This is a genomic window from Rhizobium subbaraonis, assembly GCF_900220975.1.
Classification (GTDB): domain Bacteria; phylum Pseudomonadota; class Alphaproteobacteria; order Rhizobiales; family Rhizobiaceae; genus Mycoplana; species Mycoplana subbaraonis.
The window spans coordinates 91,029-104,549 of the sequence record NZ_OBQD01000010.1 but is presented as its reverse complement, the minus strand read 5'-3'; the positions used below and the strand labels follow the sequence as shown (position 1 = coordinate 104,549).

14 protein-coding genes are annotated in these 13,521 nt (G+C 64.4%); 8 read left to right on the top strand and 6 right to left on the bottom strand.

Features of this window, described 5'->3' with window-relative positions; translation table 11 throughout:
• Positions 1 to 12 precede the first annotated feature (12 nt).
• The 3 genes from CRO48_RS16605 (at position 13) to CRO48_RS16595 (ending at position 1,674) form a co-directional block, all read left to right on the top strand.
• The gene (locus tag CRO48_RS16605) at positions 13 to 378 is read left to right on the top strand and encodes a hypothetical protein (RefSeq protein ID WP_097140979.1); all 366 of its coding nucleotides are present in this window, start codon (positions 13 to 15) and stop codon (positions 376 to 378) included.
• A gap of 237 nt (positions 379 to 615) precedes the next feature.
• Positions 616 to 936, top strand: coding sequence for a 2Fe-2S iron-sulfur cluster-binding protein (locus CRO48_RS16600; protein WP_097140978.1), 321 nt, complete (start codon positions 616 to 618; stop codon positions 934 to 936).
• Positions 937 to 993: 57 nt separating this feature from the next.
• Complete coding sequence (locus CRO48_RS16595) at positions 994 to 1,674, top strand: NAD(P)/FAD-dependent oxidoreductase (protein ID WP_097140977.1); 681 nt, start codon at positions 994 to 996, stop codon at positions 1,672 to 1,674.
• A gap of 286 nt (positions 1,675 to 1,960) precedes the next feature.
• Here CRO48_RS16595 and CRO48_RS16590 read toward each other — a convergent pair whose 3' ends face one another.
• Positions 1,961 to 2,578, bottom strand: a complete 618-nt coding sequence (locus CRO48_RS16590) for a DUF922 domain-containing Zn-dependent protease (RefSeq protein WP_097140976.1) — start codon at positions 2,576 to 2,578, stop codon at positions 1,961 to 1,963.
• A gap of 200 nt (positions 2,579 to 2,778) precedes the next feature.
• Between CRO48_RS16590 and folP the strand changes: the two genes are divergently transcribed.
• From folP to folK, 3 genes are read left to right on the top strand one after another with little or no spacing between them, the layout of a single operon-like run.
• Complete coding sequence (folP, locus tag CRO48_RS16585; RefSeq protein ID WP_097140975.1) at positions 2,779 to 3,657, top strand: dihydropteroate synthase; 879 nt, start codon at positions 2,779 to 2,781, stop codon at positions 3,655 to 3,657.
• Positions 3,658 to 3,671: 14 nt separating this feature from the next.
• Entirely contained in the window at positions 3,672 to 4,040 is a 369-nt protein-coding gene (folB, locus tag CRO48_RS16580; protein ID WP_097141113.1) for a dihydroneopterin aldolase, read from the top strand.
• Positions 4,030 to 4,563 (top strand): 2-amino-4-hydroxy-6-hydroxymethyldihydropteridine diphosphokinase, encoded by a 534-nt coding sequence (gene folK / locus CRO48_RS16575; RefSeq protein WP_097140974.1) that lies wholly within the window; start codon positions 4,030 to 4,032, stop codon positions 4,561 to 4,563. Before folB ends, folK begins: the two co-directional genes overlap by 11 nt.
• On the opposite strand, the gene CRO48_RS16570 is transcribed toward folK, so the two are convergent.
• The 4 genes from CRO48_RS16570 to CRO48_RS16555 form a co-directional block, all read right to left on the bottom strand.
• Positions 4,556 to 5,104 (bottom strand): hypothetical protein, encoded by a 549-nt coding sequence (locus tag CRO48_RS16570; RefSeq protein ID WP_097140973.1) that lies wholly within the window; start codon positions 5,102 to 5,104, stop codon positions 4,556 to 4,558. The genes folK and CRO48_RS16570 overlap by 8 nt on opposite strands.
• 135 nt (positions 5,105 to 5,239) lie before the next feature.
• A complete protein-coding gene (locus tag CRO48_RS16565; RefSeq protein ID WP_097140972.1) occupies positions 5,240 to 6,331 on the bottom strand; it encodes a YcjF family protein in 1,092 nt (363 codons plus the stop codon).
• Positions 6,328 to 7,800, bottom strand: coding sequence for a YcjX family GTP-binding protein (locus CRO48_RS16560; protein WP_245423553.1), 1,473 nt, complete (start codon positions 7,798 to 7,800; stop codon positions 6,328 to 6,330). The genes CRO48_RS16565 and CRO48_RS16560 overlap by 4 nt, the downstream gene beginning before the upstream one ends.
• 94 nt (positions 7,801 to 7,894) lie before the next feature.
• The gene (locus tag CRO48_RS16555; protein ID WP_176526789.1) at positions 7,895 to 8,419 is read right to left on the bottom strand and encodes a SixA phosphatase family protein; all 525 of its coding nucleotides are present in this window, start codon (positions 8,417 to 8,419) and stop codon (positions 7,895 to 7,897) included.
• A 373-nt stretch (positions 8,420 to 8,792) separates the two neighbouring features.
• Here CRO48_RS16555 and dksA point away from each other — a divergent pair, with 373 nt between their 5' ends.
• Positions 8,793 to 9,212, top strand: a complete 420-nt coding sequence (dksA, locus tag CRO48_RS16550) for an RNA polymerase-binding protein DksA (protein WP_097140969.1) — start codon at positions 8,793 to 8,795, stop codon at positions 9,210 to 9,212.
• A 310-nt stretch (positions 9,213 to 9,522) separates the two neighbouring features.
• Here the strand turns inward: dksA and CRO48_RS16545 are convergent, their stop codons facing one another.
• On the bottom strand, positions 9,523 to 10,578 hold the full coding sequence (locus CRO48_RS16545; RefSeq protein ID WP_141402066.1) for a flagellar biosynthetic protein FliO: 1,056 nt from the start codon (positions 10,576 to 10,578) through the stop codon (positions 9,523 to 9,525).
• A gap of 269 nt (positions 10,579 to 10,847) precedes the next feature.
• Here CRO48_RS16545 and cckA point away from each other — a divergent pair, with 269 nt between their 5' ends.
• Positions 10,848 to 13,460: a cell cycle histidine kinase CckA gene (gene cckA, locus CRO48_RS16540; RefSeq protein WP_097140967.1), complete on the top strand. Its 2,613-nt coding sequence runs from the start codon at positions 10,848 to 10,850 to the stop codon at positions 13,458 to 13,460.
• Positions 13,461 to 13,521 lie beyond the last annotated feature (61 nt).

The following is a 13,521-nucleotide window of genomic DNA, read 5'->3' as shown; positions in this document are numbered from 1 at the left end:
GGAGATATCGCCATGACAACGGAAAGCGCGCTTTCGCAGACGGCTCCGGCACATGCAGGGTCGGGGCAGTCGGAGGCGCCGGCAGTCGATCTCGACCATCTGGCCCGGCAGACGATGGGGGACGACGACGTCCGGCGCGAGGTGCTGGCCCTGTTCGTGGATGTCGCTGACGATGTCCTCACTGAGCTTGCCATCGCTGACGAGGTGAAGCGCGCAGCGCTGGCCCACCGGCTGCTGGGGGCCGCGCGCGGCATCGGAGCGCATTCGGTCGCCGCAGCCGCCCAAGCGCTCGAAGCCCACCCGGCGTCTTCGAACTGTCTGAGCGACCTGGCGGCAGCCGTCTCTTCCGCAAAGGCGTTCATCGCCGGCCTGCGATAGGGAAGGCCGGCGGCATCCCGCCCTTCGTCATGGAAACGTTATGACGCAGAATAAACGGGTGTGGCGCCTGTGCTTGCGCCCGTCGTGATGGCGTAGGCCCTGGCGGGAGGCCATGTTGACTGTCGTTTGGAATTGTTGGAAGTAACCGGCAACGCCATATTGCGGCTCCCTTCGGGAGTTGCGGGCGCAACATGCCCGCATTCGACGCGAGACGAAACAATCGATCCGGAATTCACGATGACCAAGCTTACAATCGTCGCATTCGATGGAACCGCCAACGAGCTGGAGGTGGCCAACGGCTCAACCGTCATGGAAAATGCGGTGCGCAACTCGATCCCAGGGATCGAAGCCGAATGCGGCGGTGCCTGCGCCTGCGCCACCTGTCATGTCTATGTCGACGAAAAATGGACCGAGATCGTGGGGCCTCCGGAGGCCATGGAGGAGGACATGCTAGACTTTGCCTATGACGTCCGCCCGACCTCGCGGCTCAGCTGTCAGATCAAGATGTCGGATGCGCTGGACGGCCTCGTGGTCCATGTACCAGAGCGGCAGGGCTGAGCAGCAGGGCTGAGCCCGGCTGCATGAGCGAGCCTGTGAGGGCCGACGGGAGAGGCGATGACGGGCGGCACGGACGCTGACGTACTGATCGTAGGGGCCGGACCTGCGGCCCTGTTCGCCGTCTTCCAGCTCGGCCTTTACGGCCTGCGCTGCCATCTGGTGGACGGGCTCGACAAGGCAGGCGGCCAGTGTGTCGTGCTCTATCCAGACAAGCCGATCTATGATGTGCCGGCCTTTGTGCAGATCGACGGCGGCGCGCTGACCGAGCGGCTTCTGGCGCAGGCCGCACCCTTCAATCCCCGTTTCAGCTTCGGCTGTACGGTGCTCCACGTTGCACCACAGGGGGACGGGCGGTGGCAGCTGCGACTGGATGACGGCACCTGCGTGCGGGCCGGATATATCATCCTGGCAGCCGGTCTCGGGCTCTTTTCGGTACCTCCCGAAGGACGGACGGAGGAGGCGCAGCTGGTTTCCGGTCCTGTTGCGGACTGGCCGTTCGCGCGCAGTCGCGGCGGCATGACTGTTGATCCCTCGACATTCGAAACGTCCTGCGCAGGCATCTTTGCGATCGGTGATGCCTGCGACTACCCCGGCAAGGTCAAGCTCATCCTGTCGGCATTTCACGAAGCTGCGCTTGCAACGCAGGAAATCCGAAAGCGCGTGGCAGGTGGCGGACGCGTTCCGATCGAATATACGACCACATCGAAGCGGATTCGGGAGATGCTCGGGAGGGATTGAGGACAACGTCCAAAAAAGTGCCTCGCCGGTCCAGGGACAAGCGAGGCGAGGAGGGCGCATCGTTAGCTCGCGTGGGAGGTGACGCCAGCATCACAGAGAGGACGCGCCAGGAGAAACCGCTAAAAATCCGCAAACTTCCTATCGAAAACTTCTTGAAGTCTTCGAACATTTGTCATTTGCCAAATTAGGCTGATTCGCCCCTTCACGCCATCGCTAGAATTCACCATTCATTTTGTGGGCTCTGATCCGTCGCGGAACCGTGCGACACGTAACGTATGGTGAAGAGCTATTGTGTGCGCTCAAGACGGTGGGTCAGAAGCCGTAGCATCCGCTCGTTGAAATTGTGGGCTTCGACACGGTCGAAGCGGGCCTGATCCTTGTCATGTGCCTCGACGGCGGCGGCGGTGATGCGATCGACCTTGGCCTGCAGCTTGGTGCAGTCCCTTTCGGGGCGCAGCGCCTTCAGGGAGCGTTCCAGGTCCCGGGCATGGTTGCGGGCGATCTCCGCGTGGCGCTCTTCATGTCGCTTGATGTCGGATGAAAGCGTATCCCAGATCAGACCGAGCGACTTGGAAGCGGAGCGGCGATGTTTCCAGCGGGGCAGGATGATATTGGTCGTCAGCGTGACCTTCGTATCGCCGACATAGCATTTCCCGCCTCGCTTGACGTAGGTGACCGAACCGCCAAAGCGAATGCGCGTGGCGCCCGGATGACGCGAACCGGTGTTCTTCATCTTCGGCCCGCGCTTGCTGAGTTCGTCGTCAAGCTCGGCCGCGGTGCGTCCGCCGACCGAAAAATAGGAGAAGGTCTTGTTGGTGATCGTGTCGCCGTGAGACGGCGTTGCTGCGGCGGTCAATGAGGCAAGAACCAGGAGCGGGCGGAGCTTCTTGGCGATGGACTGCATGATTTTCCTCGGGCGCCGGGTCGGTCGGTCTGTGAGATGGCGCCACTCTAGGCTGGTTTATTGTTCAAAGGTTTAATGCGGTCTCGGTCGCTGTGGACGGCTGTCGTCGATGGCAGTTGAACTCGGTCTGAGCTTGAGGCATAGCCTCAGCGCGCGCAACAGCTTTCCGGACTGATCGCGTCCTGTTGAAGGATCTTGCCATGTTCTCTGCCTTCACGCCTTTCCAGCCTTTTCAGTGGTCCCTTGCGCACGGACGCAGCCTGCTACTCGGGCCACAAGGCCTGATCATGGCAATCGTGAACGTCACGCCCGATTCTTTTTCCGATGGTGGACGCCACGATACGGTCGACAGGGCAGTCGAACATGCGCTGCGCTGTCTGGAGCAGGGCGCGCACATCATCGACATCGGCGGCGAGTCCACCCGACCCGGCGGGACATCGGTTTCGGCCGGCGAGGAGCAGGACCGCGTGCTCCCTGTCATCGAGGCTCTCGTGCAGGCGGGACAACCCGTGATCTCCATCGACACCTATCGGGCCGAAACCGCACGGCTGGCGATCGCCGCCGGCGCCCATATCGTCAACGACGTGCACGGCCTGCAACGGGAACCTGTGATCGCCGAAGTGGCCGCGGCGACCGGCGCCGGGCTCTGCATCATGCACACCGGCCGTGACCGGCAGAAGCTGCCCGATGTCGTTGAAGACCAGTTCGCCTTCCTTGAGACGTCCCTTCGGATCGCCCGCGAGGCGGGCGTTTCCGACGACGCGATCGTGCTCGATCCCGGCTTCGGCTTCGCCAAGGATACGGACGAGAACATCGAGCTGATGGTCCGCTTCGAGGAACTGGCGCGATTTGCGCGGCCGATCCTCGTCGGTACCTCGCGCAAGCGTTTCGTCGGCGCTGTCACCGGGCGCGATGCCGCGGACCGCGACGCTGGCACAGCGGCAACGACGGCGCTGCTGCGACAGGCGGGCGCGGCGATATTCAGGGTCCACGATGTCGCAATCAACAGGGATGCGCTGATGATGGCTGATGCTATGGTGGACGCACGACTTAGGCTTTGCGGGCGCACGGGCGCCTGAAGAAAGAACGCAAGATGACGACGATCTACACCATTACACTCAAGAACTGCGCGTTCTTCGCCCGGCACGGACTGCATGATGCCGAGGAGTTTCTCGGCCAGCGCTTCTTCGTCGATGCCGAACTGGAGGTCTCGCCGTCGCAGCCGCTGGCAGACGACCAGATCGAATCGACCGTGGACTACGGCGTGGCATTCGAGGCGATCGAGGCGATCGTGACGGGACGCCGGCGTTTCCTGATCGAGGCGCTGGCGCAGGAGATCGCCGTCGCGCTCTGTGCGCGCTTCCCGCAGATCCGGCGCGCCAAAATTTCCGTCCGCAAGCCGAACGCGCCTGTGGCCGGGGTGCTCGACTACGTGCAGGTTACTGTCGATCATGTCGTCTGAGGTGCGGCCTCATCGCGCGGCTTTGGGCCTCGGCGGCAATATCGGGGATCCCGTTGGGGCGATGCGCAAGGCACTTGCCGGTCTCGACCGGCGGGGGGATTGCCGCGTCCTTGCCGTGTCGCGTCTCTACCGCACGCCGCCATGGGGAAAGACCGACCAGGACTGGTTCTTCAACGCCTGTGCGCTGATTGCGACCGACCTTTCTCCTGAGGCCTTGCTCGACGCATGCCTGTCGATGGAGCGGGAGATGAAGCGCGAGCGCATCGAGCGCTGGGGGCCGCGGACGATCGATATCGACGTGCTGACCTATGACGAGGTGACGCTTGCCGGCGAGACGCTGGAAATTCCCCATCCGCGCATGACGCAGCGCGGCTTCGTGCTAATGCCGCTTGCCGATATCGCGCCGGACCTCGTCGTGGAGGGCAGTCCGGTCTGGTCATGGCTTGAGCAGGCCGACGCCACGGGAATCGAACAGGCGAGCGACGATGGCGACTGGTGGCTGAAACCGGCCGATCCTACTTGATCGAGCCGACCGCCATCGTGTGGAACTTGCGGTTCAGCGACATGCCGATCACCGGCACCATCTTGTCCTCGACCTTGACCGAGATCGTGATGTTCATCGTGTTGTCGTCCTGGAGACGGGCGATCATGGCACCGTTCAGCTTCTGACGGTTGATTGCGACGACGACCTTGTTGCCGGTGACATTGCCCGACAGGATATCCAGACCCTTGCCGGCCGCACCGTCGAGGAACTTGCCCTTGTAGGTGCCGCCCGCACGCGTGATGAGGGCGGACATCGGCTGCTTGAACACGCCGACGCGGCAATGGCCGTCGAGCTTGATGCCGGTGCCTTCAGAAACTTCGGAATCACCGCTGAGATTGCAGGTGAACTTCGTGCCCTTGTACTTGCCGGCGACGATTTCGCCGGGGCCCTGCCAGCTTCCGCTGACCTGGTCGAAGAACGCCTTGTCACGCTCGGCAGCCTGCACCGGGCTTGCGACGGTGGAGGCGGCGAGGAGAACCGCTGCGGCGCCGCGGGCAATCAAAGAGGTGCGCGAGTACATGAACGATCCTTGACGGGCTGGTCGGTTGTTGGGTCCAGCCTTGCGCTAAAATGGTTAACGAACGGTTTCGCGCCGGGCCGCCAGCATGGTTTTGAGGCGACTTGCAGCGGTTGTCCACCGCCCGTGCCGCACGTGCTACACTGCGTCCTTGCCCCTGCCGCCGAGCGCTCCGGGAGCGAGGTCGGAGAGGAAATCGCCGATGCCGGGACGCCTCAAGGCGCGGAAGGGCATGGGACGGCAGAGGTCCATGGCGGCAATGCCGATCCGGGCGGTCATCAGCCCGTTGATCACGCCTTCGCCGAGCCGCGCCGACAGCTTCGACGCCAGCCCGTGGCCCAGAACCTGCTGGACAAGGCTGTCGCCGACGGCGATCGAACCGGTGACGGCGAGGTGGGCGATAACGTCGCGCATCAGGCGCAGCAAGCCGAGACTGCCCGGCCTGCCGCCGTAAAGCTCCGCCATGGCGCGGATCAGCCGGCTGCTCTCGAAGAGAACGTAGCCGAGATCCACCAGCGCGCGGGGCGAGACCGCGGTGACGATGGAGACCCGTTTCGATGCGGCGAGGATGAGGGCGCGGGCCTCGCGGTCGAGCGGCGCCAGCATCTCGCGCTCGGCAAGATCGAGGAGATGCGGCCCGTCTATGATGTCCCCTTCGGTTTCCTGCAGGCGGGTCCGCCCGCGGGCTGTCTGCGGCCGGCCGGCAAAGAGGTGGACGAGGCGGGCAACGACCTTTCTGGCAGGCGCGGGGGCGGGCAGGGCCGCCGCTTCGATCGCCTCCTGTTTGATGTCCTGCACCGCTGCCAGTCGTCGGAGACCGAAGAGTTCGCGCGCCACGACGGCTAGGACGGCAATCACGCCGACGGCGGCGGCACCGGCGGCGAGATAGCCAAGCCAGTCGCTGCGGCTGAAAAGGTCGCGGATGAGACTGTCGATCCACAGGCCGATCGCAAGCGACAACAGGATTGCGAATGCGGCGGAGGCAACCTTGCCGAGGGTCAGCCGGCGCCGCCGTGGAAGCGCCTCTTCCTGTCGGACGAGTTCAGGCAGGTCGATCGTGGTCTCCGCGAACGGATCGTCCGTGTCCGGCGTCAGGACGAGGCCCTCGTCATGGCGAGAGGGCGCGCGCGGCGCCTTGCGCGCCTGTTTCGGTTCGTTCTGATCTCCCTGCGGATCGCCGGGGATGGCAAAGGCTGCGGGGCGCCGGCCGGCGTTGGGTTTGTCGGTCATGCCAGCCGGTCTCCGATCAGATACTGCATCGCGCGGTCGAGGCGGATGTGGGGGATTGCGAGCCTGAGCTCGCCGCCGGGCGCCTCCATCTCCGGCGGGCGGAAGCGGACGAAGTTGAGTGTCGGCGCCAGCGGTTCTTCGGAATTCGATTCAATGGCTTGAAAAAATGAATCCGGATTCTCCGGCAAGTCACCGGGAAATATGGCGGTTTTCCGCTTTCCGTCGAAGGTCTCGCCGTCGATGCGCTCGCCCGCCATCGGTGTGCCGACGATGACGGGAAGCGTCATGCCGTCCTGCTTCACCGTCGCCTCGCGGGTCGCGCGGACGGACGCCAGCGCCATCACTTCCACGCCCGCCCCGCTGAGACCGATGCGGGTGATCGCCCGATCGACCAGCCGGCGCGTCAGCGCCTCCAGGTGCGGATGGCTTTCGTGATGCAGGTGATCGGCCTTGGTCGCCGCCACCACCACGCGATCGATGCGGCGCGTCAGGAACGAAGAAAGGAAGCCGTTTGCGCCAGGACGGAAGCACGCCATGACGTCGCCCAGCGCGCGTTCGAGGTCCTGCACGGCCTCGGCGCCGCGGTTGACGGCCTGGAGCGCGTCTATCAGCACGATCTGGCGATCCAGGCGCGCGAAGTGCTCCCGGAAGAACGGCTTGACCACATGGGCCTTGTAGGCCTCGTAACGGCGCTCCATCATGGCCCAGAGCGACCCCTTCGCTGCCCGGCCCTCCGGCAGTTTCGGCAGCGGCGCGAAGGTGAGTGCCGGCGAGCCTTCAAGGTCGCCGGGCATGAGGAAGCGGCCGGGCGGCAGCGTGGACAGAGACCGCTCGTCGGACTTGCAGGCTTTCAGATAGGCCGTGAAGGCGTCTGCCAGGCGGCGGGCATCGGCCTCTTCCGCAGGCGCGCGCGCATCGGACAGCGCCATGGCGGAGAACCATTCCGCCGACAGGATGCGGCGGACACCCGTGTGCGCGAGCGCGATCGTCGTCTCGCTGAACGTGCGGAAGTCCTGGGAGAGCAGGGGCAGGTCCAGCAGCCATTCGCCCGGATAGTCGATCACATCGACCGAAAGGCGGCCGGGAGACCACAGCCTACCCCAGCCGCTGGCGCTCTCGTAGTCGAGCGTGATGCGCAACTGCGAGATCGCGCGCGTCGAGTCCGGCCATATCCGCTCGCCGACCAGCGCGCGGACGTGGTCCTCGTACTGGAAGCGGGGCACGGCGTCGTCCGGCTGCGGCTCGAGGCGGACGCGGGAGATGCGGCCGGAGCGCATGGGCTCGAACAGGGGCAGGCGGCCGCCGTTGAGGAGGTTGTGCACGAGGGAAGAGATGAACACGGTCTTGCCGGCGCGGGAAAGGCCGGTCACGCCGAGCCTGATCGTGGGGTTCACAAGGCTGGCGGCGCGGTCGCCCAGATTGTCGAGTGCGATCAGCGCATCGTCAGCAAGGTTTGTCAGTGTGGGCAATCGCATCTTCCACGTCAGTCGGCTTCAATGGCGATATAGGTGCCGGCGGCAGCCGGGAAAAGGCGAGGACGAACGGAAATGCCGTAACAGCCGCTCAGCGGCCGGAGCGCGGCGTCATGAAGCAGGATAGGCGGCCGCCCATATAATCCCTGTCGCTCGGCCGACGGTCGAAGTCGATCGTGGCAAGCGCAGCCGTCGGGAAGCCGTTTGGCGCGGTCGCATCGGCGATCGGCTGGCCGACCAGGATGCGGAAGAATTCCTCCACTATCGGATTGTGGCCGATGATCAGCACGGCCGTCTCCTGGCGCTCCGCAAAGGCAACTTCCGCATAGGAATCGATCGTGCCGCCATAGAGCGTGTCGACATACTGGATTGGCAGTTCCTCGCCGAACACGCGGCGCAGCGGTTCGGCCGTCTCCTTGCACCTGATGGCTGTGGAAGAGATGACAAGCTGCGGGTGATAGCCCTGATCCGCCATTTCGGCGGCGATCACTTCCGCTTCCGCATAACCCTCGTCGTCGAGCGTGCGGTCGAAATCGGTCTTTCCAGGAGCAGCCCAGCCTGCGCGGGCATGCCTGAGCAGGTACAATCTGTAGACGCCTGATGCCGTCGTTGCCAAGTCCGGTTCCCCTTTGCCCGCCGCGCTGCCTTCGCGTTCCGTTTTCGGTCCCCGGGGCAAAAAGATCAACTCATTTTGCTTCCCTGGCAAGGCGGGGAACCAAATAGATCGACCGCGCGTTACTTGTCTACGCCGCAGGCGCCTGACTCGTCGGCGGAAGGAACGGTGAACATCCCTGTGGAGGGCGCGACTGACGTGGCGTGAGACAGGAAACGGGCGAAATTGGCAAGCTGCTGTTATCGTGATGAAATATTAGCCGGATAGTCTGAAATTCGAGCAGATTCAAAAAACGGTGTGCAAGAACAGTCAGGCTTGAATCGGCTCTTTCAGAGGGATATACAGCGCCCTTGAGATGTTCTTCAGGAGAATCGCGTTGAGTGAGAAGATCGATCTTAGTACCTTTGTCCTCAATGAAGACGAAGAGTTTATGAATGCCAACCAGCGTGCCTACTTTCGAGCGAAGTTGAACGCCTGGAAAAACGACATTCTGCGCGAGGCGCGCGAAACCCTCGATCACCTCGCCGAAGAAAGTGCCAACCATCCCGACCTTGCGGACCGGGCATCCTCCGAAACCGACCGTGCCATCGAACTGAGAGCCCGCGATCGTCAGCGCAAGTTGATCTCGAAGATCGACGCAGCCCTGCAGCGGCTCGATGAAGGCACCTACGGCTATTGCGAGGAAACCGGCGAGCCGATCGGTCTCAAGCGCCTCGACGCCCGACCGATCGCAACGCTGTCGATCGAGGCGCAGGAGCGCCACGAGCGTCGCGAGAAGGTCTACCGCGACGAGTGATCGGCTGCGGCGTGCGACGAGGAGGTCGTCACGCCGTCAGCTGGCTTACTTGAGCGTCCAGTCTGTCCCTGTAGAAGGGGGCGAACAAAAGCCCGCCGGCTGTTGTCGGCGGGCTTTTCTGTTTCGGAAGGGATGGCCTCAATGTTGATGGAATCAGCAGGACACCGACCGGCTGCGGCATCCGCCGGCTCGAGAATGGGTGGTAAAGTGGCAAGGGATCTCCCGCGCCGCACCCGGCTTGTTGATATTGCAGCGCTATTCAGCGCACCACCGGCGCCGAAAACATCCGGTCGGCGCTCCTGCGACCTTTTCAGGAGTTGCGGGTGACGGATATCTCGCCGAGCAGGCGCGCCATCTCGGCTTCGGTTTCCTCACGGCTCTTGGGCTGTTGCGGGCCTGCCTCGGGTGCTGCCGGCTCCATTCGCGCGCCAGGGGCGACGGCCCCGGTGCTGCGGGACGGGGCGGTTGCAATCTCCTGCTCCAGGATGCGTTCGAACTCGCTGACCAGCGCTGCATTTTCGACCGCTGGTCGTTGCTGTGCGACGGCCGGAGCCTGTGGCTGTGCCGGTGACGGCGTCGGCATGGCCTGAGGTGCAAGGCGTTCGCTGCCGGTGCCGACCGGACTTGTCAGGACGCGATCGCGGGCGCGATCGAGCGCGTCGATGGCGTTGCGTTCGAGCGACGGTGCGGGCGCATGGGGCTGCTGGAACGGCGGGGTGGTCGGCGCAGGGCGCGCGGGCGCGGCCGCAGGCTCCGGCTGGCTCGCGCGCGGCACCGCTGCGGCCGGGCCGGTGTCTGCGCCATAGAACATGTTCCCCATCGCGGAGATGCCGCTAGCCGGCAGGGGCGGTGCCGGCGGTTCGGCGCGCGCCGGCAGGACGCTCGCAGTCGTGCGCACCGCGGCGGGCGCTGGCGGAACTGCGATCGGGGCGGCGGCGGGGCGAGCCGCAATCGCGGCCGGTGCTGGTTCCTGGGCGGGAACAGTTGCGGCAATCGCCGGCTCTGCCGTCTTCTGCTCGCCCGGTATGGGCGCTGTGACGATACCGGAAGGCGCCGTTTCCTGTGCGTCATCCTGCGTCGGGGCGAGGATGCGGCTTTCGATGACGATGTCGGTGGGGCCGCCGATCATCAGCAGGTGTTCGACGTCGTCGCGCCTGACAAGCACGAGCCGGCGGCGCGTATCCACGGCGGCGGCATCCAGCACGGAAAGCCTCGGCTGGCGGTTGCGCCCGCCACGGATGAAGGGCGATGACGGGCGGCGCCGGACGATCCACAGCACCAGCGCCAGGCAAGCCAGGCCAATCAGAACAGCGAGTGCGGCAACCAGGAACTTCGTGCCGTGTTGAGCGATGGTCTCCTCGAACATGAAGGCTAACTCCTTGGCCACAGGTTGCGTTCATTTGACGGCTTTTTTCGGGCTCGCACAAGTTCGGCGGGCAGGTTGTCCTCTAACGGCTGCCACCGGCCCACGCAATCGCCGGCCGGGACATAGACGTGAGCGAGCGATATTCCCTGTGAATTGGGGCTTGCAGCTTTCATTCCTTTGCTTTTTGGGTTTCCCTCAAAAAGCTAAAGTGATTCCAATGGCTCCCGCGCCGCGCGGCCTTCAGGAGTTTCAGGCCAAGAGAGAGGGCGATGTCTAAGATCCGGCAGGAGATTGAGTATCACGCACCGATCGTCGAGCGGAGCAGCCGGCCGGGCGTGATCCTGCGGATCGTGCTTCTGGCGATCGTGCTGACCGCATCGGCGGGCGCCTTCATTCTCTTCAAGAACCAGCTCGAGAACGAGATCGTGCTGGGCATTCTTGGCGTGCTTGCGATGGTGGGCATCTTTTTCTTCGTCTCGGCCATGATCGGTTTCATCGAGATCATGCCGCAGTCTCGTCCGGACGAACTGGCGCGCACCTTCGTCGATACCCAGCCGGAAGGGACGCTGATCACCGATCGCAAGGGGCGTATCATCTATGCCAATGCGGCCTACGGCGCGCTCACCGGTGCCGCCCACGAGAACGAGGCGCAGACGTTGGAGACGCTGTTCTCGCGTGACCGGGAGGCCACCGAATCGGTCTACCGCCTCACCAACGGCCTGCATGAGGGCAAGGAGGGGGCGGAAGAGTTCAGGCTGCTGAAGCCGTTGAACCCCGCCGCTGCGGGCGGAACCGGCGCCCGCTGGTACCGGCTGAAGGCCCGGGTCCTGCCCAATCGCGAAAGAAGCGGTCCGTCGCTCTATGTCTGGCAGATCGCCGACATTACCTCCGAACGCGACGATCAGGAGCGCTTCTTCAAGGAACTGCAGAACGCGATCGACTATCTGGACCATGCTCCGGCCGGCTTCTTCTCCGCCGGGCGCAAGGGCGAGGTGGTCTATCTCAATGCGACGCTGGCCGACTGGCTCGGCATCGACCTGACGAAATTCCATCCCGGTTCGCTGTCGATGGGCGATCTGATCGCGGGCGAGGGGCTGGCGCTTGTGCAGTCGGTGCAGGCCGAGCCGGGGGCGAAGAAGACCGAGGTGCTCGACCTGGACCTGCGAAAGTCGAACGGCCAGAGCTTGCCGGTCCGTCTCGTTCACCGCGTCACCGCCAACCGCGACGGCGCGCCTGGAGAAAGCCGGACCATCGTCCTTGCGCGCGACGTTACCGATGACGGCGACCAGTCGGCCTCGGTGGCCGCCATGCGCTTCACGCGCTTTTTCAACAACACGCCGATGGCGATCGCCTCGGTCGACGGCGACGGGCGAATCCTGCGCACGAACGCGCCGTTCCTGAAGCTGTTCTCCGGCGTCGTTTCGCGCGACGACATCGACAAGGGCGCGCGGCTGGAAAGCATCGTGCACACGACCGACCGCTCGCGGCTAGTGGCGGCGCTTGAGGCAGCGCGCGACCGTCAGGGCGACATCGCGCCGATCGATTCGCTGCTTCCGGGCGACGAGGGGCGCCATTTCCGCTTCTACGTGAACGCCGTCATTGACCAGAACGACCAGTCGCCCGAAGAGGCCGCGATCGTCTATGCCGTCGAGATCACCGAGCAGAAGGCGCTCGAGAAGCAGATGGCGCAGACTCAGAAGATGAACGCGGTCGGCACGCTTGCCGGCGGCATCGCGCACGATTTCAACAACGTGCTGACGGCGATCCTGCTTTCGTCGGACCACCTACTCTTGTCGGCGCGGCCTGCCGATGCCAGCTTTGCCGATCTGATGGAGATCAAGCGCAACGCCAACCGGGCGGCGGTGCTGGTGCGCCAGCTGCTGGCCTTCTCGCGCAAGCAGACCATGCGCCCGACCGTGCTGCAGATGACCGATGTGATCGGCGACCTGCGTATGCTGGTCGACCGGATGACGGGCACCAACGTCAAGATCGAGGTCGACTACGGCCGGGACCTGTGGCCGGTGAAGACGGATCTCGGCCAGTTCGAACAGGTGTTGGTCAACCTGGCGGTGAACGCCCGCGATGCGATGCCGGACGGCGGAACCATTACGTTCCGCACGAGAAACGTCGATGCGGCGGACGTGCCGGCGCTCGGTTACCGCGAGCTGCCGGAAAGCGACTATGTCGAGATCGACGTCATGGACCGGGGCACCGGCATTCCGCCGGAGATCCGCGACAAGATCTTCGAGCCCTTCTTCACCACCAAGGAAGTGGGCAAGGGGACCGGTCTCGGCCTGTCGATGGTCTACGGCATCATCAAGCAGAGCGGCGGCTACATTTTCGTCGATTCTGAAGTGGGCCGAGGAACCACGTTCCGCATCTTCATGCCACGCCATGTCGAGGAGATTCCCGCACCGGCGCTGCAGGCCCCTGGCATGTCCGGCGGCGAGGCTGTGCCGCGCGCCGTTCCTGCGCCGGCGATCGACCCCTCCAAGGAGCCGCGCGACCTGACCGGCTCCGCGGTAGTCCTGCTCGTCGAGGACGAAGAGGCGGTGCGCCGCGGTGGCAAGCGCATGCTGGAGACCCGCGGCTACACCGTGCACGAGGCTGGCTCCGGGGTGGAGGCGCTCGACATCATGGAAGAGCTCGGCGGTGCGGTCGATATCGTCGTGTCCGACGTCGTGATGCCTGAAATGGACGGGCCGTCGCTGCTGCGCGAACTGCGCAAGAACTATCCCGACCTTAAGTTTATTTTCGTTTCCGGCTATGCCGAGGATGCCTTTGCCCGCAACCTGCCGGCGGACGCGAAGTTCGGCTTCCTGCCGAAGCCGTTCTCGCTGAAGCAACTGGCCGAGGCGGTGCGCGAGATGCTGGACGGATAGAACCGAAGATCGATGATCGGGGCCAAGTGCGCCGGATGACCGGATACAGTCCACGCGAGGG